Origin of the sequence: Rhizocola hellebori (assembly GCF_016862955.1) — a bacterium.
In the GTDB taxonomy this organism is placed as follows: Bacteria; Actinomycetota; Actinomycetes; order Mycobacteriales; family Micromonosporaceae; genus Rhizocola; species Rhizocola hellebori.
Genome location: NZ_BONY01000032.1, coordinates 99,910 through 107,826 on the forward strand (window position 1 = coordinate 99,910; position 7,917 = coordinate 107,826).

At 66.5% G+C, this 7,917-nt stretch carries 6 protein-coding genes; all 6 read left to right on the forward strand.

Annotated features, from left to right (window positions below):
* The first annotated feature begins 1 nt into the window (after position 1).
* Positions 2-1,651, forward strand: coding sequence for a urocanate hydratase (gene hutU / locus Rhe02_RS25300; RefSeq protein WP_203910832.1), 1,650 nt, complete (start codon positions 2-4; stop codon positions 1,649-1,651).
* Positions 1,648-2,796, forward strand: coding sequence for an allantoate amidohydrolase (locus Rhe02_RS25305; protein ID WP_203910833.1), 1,149 nt, complete (start codon positions 1,648-1,650; stop codon positions 2,794-2,796). The genes hutU and Rhe02_RS25305 overlap by 4 nt, the downstream gene beginning before the upstream one ends.
* Positions 2,790-4,070: a formimidoylglutamate deiminase gene (locus Rhe02_RS25310; protein ID WP_203910834.1), complete on the forward strand. Its 1,281-nt coding sequence runs from the start codon at positions 2,790-2,792 to the stop codon at positions 4,068-4,070. The genes Rhe02_RS25305 and Rhe02_RS25310 overlap by 7 nt, the downstream gene beginning before the upstream one ends.
* Positions 4,055-5,179, forward strand: coding sequence for an imidazolonepropionase (hutI, locus tag Rhe02_RS25315; protein ID WP_203910835.1), 1,125 nt, complete (start codon positions 4,055-4,057; stop codon positions 5,177-5,179). Before Rhe02_RS25310 ends, hutI begins: the two co-directional genes overlap by 16 nt.
* Entirely contained in the window at positions 5,176-6,711 is a 1,536-nt protein-coding gene (hutH, locus tag Rhe02_RS25320) for a histidine ammonia-lyase (RefSeq protein WP_203910836.1), read from the forward strand. Before hutI ends, hutH begins: the two co-directional genes overlap by 4 nt.
* Positions 6,712-6,780: 69 nt before the next feature.
* Positions 6,781-7,917 (forward strand): ATP-binding protein (locus Rhe02_RS25325; protein ID WP_239124041.1); only part of this gene is annotated, 1,137 nt, incomplete at its 3' end.

Consider the following 7,917-nt stretch of genomic DNA (forward strand, 5'->3'; position numbering starts at 1 on the left):
AATGGAGCAGATTATTCGCGCGGCGAGGGGCACAAGCCTGACCGCGCAAGGTTGGCCACAGGAAGCCGCGATCCGGATGCTGTGTAACAACCTCGACCCCGACGTGGCGGAGCGCCCGCAGGATCTCGTGGTTTACGGGGGCACCGGCAAGGCGGCTCGGGACTGGCCCAGCTTCCACGCCCTCATCCGCACCCTTACCACCCTGAAGAACGACGAGACGATGCTTGTCCAATCCGGACGGCCGGTCGGCGTTTTCCGGACCCACGAATGGGCTCCGCGAGTGCTATTGGCCAACTCGAATCTGGTTGGAGACTGGGCCACCTGGCCCGAGTTCCGCCGTCTCGAACACCTCGGCCTCACCATGTACGGGCAGATGACAGCCGGTTCATGGATTTACATTGGGACCCAAGGGATTCTGCAGGGGACCTATGAAACGTTTGCTGCTGTGGCGGCCAAGAGGTTCGGCGGCACGCTCGCCGGGACGCTCACGCTGACCGCGGGCTGCGGAGGCATGGGCGGGGCACAGCCGTTGGCGGTCACCATGAACGGCGGCGCCTGCCTGATCGTCGACGTCGATCGCGCCCGGCTGGAGAAGCGGGTCGCGACCCGTTATCTCGATGTCGTCGCCGACAACCTGGATGACGCGCTGGCGCAGGCGCAGGCCGCCAAGCGAGAAAGGGTGCCGCTGAGCGTCGGGGTCGTGGGCAACGCGGCAACCGTTTTCCCGGAGCTGTTGCGCCGCGGCGTCCAGATCGACATCGTCACCGATCAGACCAGCGCGCACGACCCGCTGAGCTATCTGCCCGAGGACATCGATCTCGGTGATGCGCCCGACTATTCGGCCAAAAAGCCCGAGGAGTTCACCGACCGGGCCCGCGCCAGCATGGCCAAGCACGTCGAAGCCATGGTGGGTTTCATGGACGCCGGGTCCGAGGTCTTCGACTATGGCAACTCGATTCGTGGCGAGGCCAAGCTCGGCGGATTCGAGCGTGCCTTCGCCTTCCCCGGCTTCGTGCCCGCATACATCAGACCGCTGTTCTGCGAAGGCAAGGGCCCGTTCCGGTGGGCCGCGCTCTCCGGCGATCCCGCGGACATCGCCGCCACCGACCAGGCCGTGCTCGACCTGTTTCCGGAGAACGAATCGCTGGCGCGGTGGATCCGCATGGCGCAGGAGAAGGTCGCCTTCCAGGGTTTGCCCGCGCGCATCTGCTGGCTGGGCTATGGCGAGCGGGACAGGGCCGGGCTGGAGTTCAACTCGCTTGTCTCCAGCGGCAAGGTGAAGGCGCCGATCGTCATCGGCCGCGACCACCTGGACTGCGGCAGCGTCGCCTCGCCCTACCGGGAGACCGAGTCGATGCTCGACGGCTCGGACGCCATAGCCGACTGGCCGCTGCTCAACGCCCTGGTCAACACGGCCAGCGGTGCCTCCTGGGTGAGCATCCACCACGGCGGTGGAGTCGGCATTGGACGGTCGATTCACGCGGGTCAGGTGACCGTGGCCGACGGCACCGACCTGGCCGCCGAGAAGATCGAGCGGGTGCTCTCCAACGATCCTGGGATGGGTGTCATCCGCCATGTGGACGCCGGCTACGACCTGGCCCTGACAGTGGCCCAGGACAAGCACGTGCGCGTCCCGATGAGCGAATCATGAGGCTCCTCGAGGAGATCGCTCATATCGGGCGGGATCCCCACACCGGAGGCTACCTGCGTTACGCGTGGACACCGGCCGACCTGGAGCTGCGGGCCTGGTTCCGCGCCCAGGCAGAGCAACGCGGCCTTGATGTGGAAGAGGATGGGAACGGCAATATCTTCGCGTGGTGGGGATCCGGTGGCGATGCCGTCGTGACCGGAAGCCACTTCGATTCCGTCCCCCAGGGCGGCGCCTACGACGGTCCACTTGGGATCGTCAGCGCGTTACTTGCCGTCGACGAACTCCGTTCACAGAACATGAAACCGAAACGCTCCATTGGCATAGCTGTCTTTGCCGAGGAGGAGGGCTCCCGGTTCGGGCTGGCCTGCCTGGGCTCGCGGCTGCTGACCGGTGCGGTCGACCCGGCAATCGACCTGAGCGACCGCGACGGGGTGCGTCTGCAGGAGGTCATCACTCCGGCCGGGCGGCGCGACGACATTCTCGCCCGCATCGGCTGCTTCATCGAGCTGCACATCGAGCAGGGCCGGGCGCTGACCCAGCCGGTTGGAGTGGCGAGCGCGATCTGGCCGCACGGCCGCTGGCGGCTCGACTTCACCGGCGAGCCCAACCACGCGGGCACCACGCTGATGGCCGATCGCCGCGATCCCATGATCACCTTCGCCTTCACCGTGCTCGCCGCCAACAAGGAGGCCCGTCAGCGCGGGGCGCACGCCACCATCGGGCGGGTCTCGGTGCAGCCCAACGCCACCAACGGGATCGCGAGCCGGGTCAGTGCGTGGCTCGACGCTCGCGCGGCTGCCACGGACACCGTCGACCATTTAGTCTCGGCCGTCTTCGAAAAGGCCCAGGAACGCTCCAAAAGGGACGGTACTTCGGTGGAACTCACCACCGAATCGGTGTCGGGTGAAACACTCTTCGACACTGAGCTGCGGGACAGGCTGGCCAAGGTTCTCGACGATGCTCCAATCCTGCCAACGGGTGCAGGCCATGACGCGGGCGTGCTCAGCGCGCACGTGCCGACAGCGATGCTGTTCGTGCGCAACCCGACCGGCGTCTCCCACTCCCCCACCGAACACGCGACCGACTCCGATTGCGAGGCCGGCGTGGCGGCCCTCGCCCGGGTGCTCCGGGATCTCACATGTTAGGCGACACATACAAGATCTGGTGTGACTATGCGTGGCTCCCAGCCGGGCCGGCGCCCGATGTGGAAATCGAGATCGCCGATGGGCGCATCACGACAGTGAGCCATGGGCGCCAAGGCATTCACCGGGAAGGGCTGACCCTGCCCGGTTTCGCCAACGCCCACTCGCACGCCTTCCATCGGGCGTTGCGCGGGCGCACCCACGCCAACCGCGGCTCGTTCTGGACCTGGCGCGAGCAGATGTATCACGTCGCCGGCAAGCTCGACCCCGACTCCTATTACCAGCTCGCTCGGGCGACCTATGCCGAAATGGCGCTCGCGGGAATCACCACGGTAGGCGAATTCCATTACCTGCACCACGGCCCGGGCGGGATCCGGTATGAGGAGCCCAATGCCATGGGCCACGCGCTGATCCGGGCGGCCACCGACGCCGGTATCCGGATCACTCTGATCGACTCCCTGTATTTGACATCCAATGTAGATGGAGCATCGCCCGAAGGTGTCCAGTTACGCTTCAGCGACGGTGACGCCGAGACCTGGGCGCAGCGGGTCACGGGCCTGACGGGCACCATCATCGGTGCGGCCGTCCATTCGGTGCGGGCTGTCCCGCCCGCGCAGATGTGGCCGGTGGCCGAGTTCGACGGGCCGATCCACGCCCATGTCTCCGAACAGCGCGCTGAAAACGACGCCTGCCGGGCTCTGCACCACTGTTCCCCCACCGAGCTGCTCAAAGAGCACGGCGTGCTGCAGGAGGGTTTCACCGCGGTCCACGCCACCCATCTGTCCCAAACCGATATCAATCTTCTGGGTACCGCCTACGCCTGCTTCTGTCCCACCACAGAACGAGATCTCGGAGACGGCATCGGCCCCGCCCCGGCCCTGAAGACAGCCGGGGCACGCCTCACCCTCGGCAGCGACAGCCACGCGGTAATCGACTTCTTCGAGGAAGCACGGGCGCTGGAACTCAACGAGCGGCTCGCTTCCCAAGCGCGGGGCCATTTCAGCGCGGCCGAGCTGCTCGACGCGGCCACCGCCCACGACAGCCTCGGCTGGACAGACACCGGCCGCATCGAGGTGGGCCAGCGCGCCGACCTTGTCACCGTGGCCCTGGACACCCCCCGGACAGCGGGCATCGACCCCGAGGGGATCCTCTTCGCCGCCTCACCCGCCGACATCCGGCAGGTGATGGTCGACGGCCGCGAGATAGTCCGCGACGGCGAGCACGCGTTCATCGACGTGCCCTACGAGTTGCGGGAGGCGATATGCGCACTCTACTGATCACCAACATCGGCGAGCTGACCACGTTCTCTGACGACATCGGTGACGCGATCATCGTCTCCGATCGCGTGGAATGGGTTGGCTCGTCAGCGAATGCGCCCGCCGCCGACGAAAGGCTCGACGCCGGCGGCGCGGCCGTGATGCCCGGCTTCGTCGACAGCCACAGCCACCTCATCTTCGCCGGCGACCGCGCGCACGAGTTCGCGGCACGCATGGCGGGCGAGCCCTATACCGGGGGCGGCATCCGCACCACGGTCGCCGCCACCCGGGCCGCCAGCGACGAAGAGCTGGCGCGCAACGCTTCGCGCCTCGTCGCCGAGGCGATGCGGCAAGGCACCACCACCATCGAAATCAAGAGCGGCTACGGCCTCGACGTCGAGAATGAGGCGCGCAGCCTGCGCATCGCCTCCACGCTCACCACCGAGACCACGTATCTGGGCGCACACATCAAACCCTCACCCGACGTTGACTACGTGGGTCTGGTGACCGGAGCGATGCTGGAAGCCTGTGCGCCACATGCCAAATGGATCGACGTGTTCTGTGAACGCGGCGCCTTCGACGTCGACGAGAGCCGGGCGATCCTCACCGCGGGCATGGCCAAGGGGCTTCAGCCCCGCATTCACGCCAATCAGCTCACCATGAGCAAAGCCGTGCAACTGGCGGTCGAGCTCGACTGTGCGAGCGCAGACCACTGCACCCATCTGGCCGACGAGGATGTGGACGCGCTGGCGTCCTCGCACACGGTGGCGACCCTGCTGCCCGGATGCGAGTTCTCCACGCGCGCGCCCTACCCCGACGCCAGGCGGCTCATCGATGCCGGCGCGACGGTCGCGCTGGCCACCGACTGCAACCCAGGCTCCTCCTTCACTTCATCGATGCCTTTCTGCATCGCGGTCGCGGTGCGGGACATGCGGATGACTCCCGCCGAGGCACTCTGGTCGGCCACCATGGGCGGTGCCAAAGCCCTGCGTCGCAACGATATCGGCCATCTGGGCGTGGGCGCCCAGGCCGATCTCGTCATCCTCGGCGCCCCAAGCTCTTTGCACCTCGCCTACCGGCCGGGCGTGCCCCTGGTTAAGAAAGTTCTGCGCATAGGAGTGCCGCAATGACAGTCGTCGTCAACCACCACGGGGTCAGCGCCGCTGACGTGCTCACGGTAGCGCGTGAATCAGCGACAGTTTCTTTGAGCGTCGACGCGATAGCGGCGATGACGAAGAGCCGGTCCATTGTGGACTCCATCGAGCGCGACGGCCGTCCCGTCTACGGCATCTCCACCGGCTTCGGCGCCCTGGCCAACACGTTCATTTCACCCGAGCGCCGGGCCGAGCTGCAGCACGCGCTGATCCGCTCCCACGCCGCCGGCATCGGTGCGCCGATGCCGCGGGAAGTGGTGCGCGCCATGATCCTGCTGCGCATCAGAAGCCTCGCCCTCGCCCACTCCGGAGTGCGCCACATCATCGTTCAGGCGCTCGTCGACCTTTTAAACCATGACATCACTCCCTGGGTACCAGAGCACGGTTCCCTTGGCGCATCAGGTGACCTGGCCCCGCTCGCGCACTGCGCGCTGGTGCTGATGGGCGAGGGATGGGTGCTGGGCAAGGACGGACATCGCATCAACGGCGGCGACGCGTTGATGGCAGCCGGGCTCACCCCGATCGAGCTGTCCTCCAAGGAAGGACTGGCGCTGATCAACGGTACCGACGGAATGCTCGGCATGCTGATCCTCGCCAATGACGACCTGGCCCACCTGTGCACCATGGCCGATGTCACGGCCGCCCTCTCGATCGAAGCGATGCTCGGCACGGATCGGCCGTTTCATCCGTCCATCCACGCCATCCGCCCCCACCCGGGGCAGGGGCTGAGCGCCGCCAACATCTTCCGGCTGTTGCAAAACTCGGCCATCATGGACAGCCACCGCGACGACTTCGAACACGCTGTCCAGGACGCTTACTCGATGCGCTGCGCGCCACAGGTCGCCGGCGCGGCCCGCGACACCCTCGACTTCGCCCGCGGCGTCGCCGCCCGCGAGCTGGTGAGTGTCGCCGATAATCCGGTCGTGCTGCCCGATGGAAGGGTGGAGTCGACGGGCAACTTCCACGGCGCACCACTCGGCTTCGCCGCGGACTTCCTCGCCATCGCCGCCTGCGAGATCGGCTCGATCAGCGAACGCCGCGTGGACAGGCTCCTGGATGTCACCCGATCCCGTTCCCTGCCACCGTTTCTCACCCCTGACGCGGGAGTCAACTCGGGCCTGATGATCGCCCAGTACACGGCCGCCGGGATAGTCGCCGAGAACCGCAGACTCGCTTCGCCCGCGTCTGTCGACACCATCCCGACCAGCGGCATGCAGGAGGACCACGTCTCGATGGGCTGGGCCGCGGCCGTCAAACTGCGCCGCGTCCTGGACAACCTGACCAGCCTGCTCGCGGTCGAGCTGCTCGCCGCCGTCCGCGGCCTGCAGCTGCGCGCCCCCCTCCAACCCTCGCCGGCCGGAAGGATTGCCACCGAGTTCGTCTCGCTCTTCGCCGGCCGCCCCGGCCCGGACGTCTTCCTCGCCCCCATCCTGGAACACGCCCGCGCCACCATCTCCGGCCGCGACCTGCGCCAAGCCCTCGAAGCCGAAGTAGGCCCGCTAGCATGATCTAGAGAAGACTCTCATTTTTGGTAGTTCCAAATTTGGTACTACCAAAAATGGATGTATCCTCGACGAGTGGATGGATTTGTTGGGCGCTCCGGCGAGCTCGCCGCGCTTGAGCGCCTGCTTCAGCGGGTGACCGACGGTGGGCGAACCGGACGGCACGGCCGTGCCCTGCTCATCCGCGGACGACGCCGCGTGGGCAAGTCCCGCCTGGTCGAAGAGTTCATCCAGCGAGCAGGCGTCGCCCAGGTCTTCTACACAGCATCAGCCCAGTCCACCGCCGCGGCAGACATCGACTTGTTCGTCCAAGCGGTGAGGCAGTCGAGCCTGCCCTCTGCGCACCTTTTCGCCGATCAGTCACCGGGTACCTGGGATGCGGCCCTTAGCCTCCTAGCGAGCGCCCTTCCCTCCGACCAGCCCGCCGTGGTGGTGCTCGACGAGATGCCCTATCTCATCGGCAACGACACCGGCTTTGAAGGGACACTCCAGAAGATCTTCGATCGTGAATTCTCCCGGCGCCCGGTCCTGTTGATCTGCATTGGCTCCGACCTGGCCATGATGGAAGCCCTAAACGCCTACGGCAGACCATTTCACCAGCGCGCCACCGAAATGATCGTTCCTCCGTTGAGCCCTGCTGACGTTTCAGAGCTGCTTGATCTGCCCGCTGCCGAGGCAATCGATGCTTACTTGGTCTCGGGCGGCCTTCCGTTGATCCTCGACGAATGGCCTCGCGGTGCGACACTTCAGGACTATTTGGCAGAAGCGATCCCAGATCCAACGTCGGCCCTCATCGTCAGCGGGGAACGGTCATTGGCAGCCGAGTTTCCCGGCGACGCGCTGGCGCGGCTCGTGTTGGGAGCCATCGGGTCGGGCGAACGAACCCACTCCTTGATCAGCCGAGCCGCGGGTGACCTGCCCACCGCATCGATGGCCCGCGCCCTGCGGCTGCTTACCGGCAAGCGGATGATCGACGTAGCCACTCCCCTGTCGACGAAGCCTTCGAGAGAGACCAGGTATTCGATCGCCGATCCGCACTTGAGATTCTGGCTGAGTTTCCTCGGCCCCTACCTGCCCGAAATCGAGCGCGGACGCGGAGACCAAACCCTGCAGCGGATGAAGGCAAGCTGGACGGCCTGGCGGGGTCGCGCCGTGGAGCCGGTCGTTCGCGAGGCGTTGCGGCGACTACCTCAGACCGCGCTGCCAGCCGAT

What these genes read in the sequence shown, in the direction of transcription:
- Rhe02_RS25305 (WP_203910833.1), top strand. Translation starts at nt 1,648, where the DNA reads ATGAGGCTCCTCGAGGAGATCGCTCATATCGGGCGGGATCCCCACACC.
- Rhe02_RS25310 (WP_203910834.1), top strand. Translation starts at nt 2,790, where the DNA reads ATGTTAGGCGACACATACAAGATCTGGTGTGACTATGCGTGGCTCCCA.
- hutU (WP_203910832.1), top strand. Translation starts at nt 2, where the DNA reads ATGGAGCAGATTATTCGCGCGGCGAGGGGCACAAGCCTGACCGCGCAA.
- hutH (WP_203910836.1), top strand. Translation starts at nt 5,176, where the DNA reads ATGACAGTCGTCGTCAACCACCACGGGGTCAGCGCCGCTGACGTGCTC.
- hutI (WP_203910835.1), top strand. Translation starts at nt 4,055, where the DNA reads ATGCGCACTCTACTGATCACCAACATCGGCGAGCTGACCACGTTCTCT.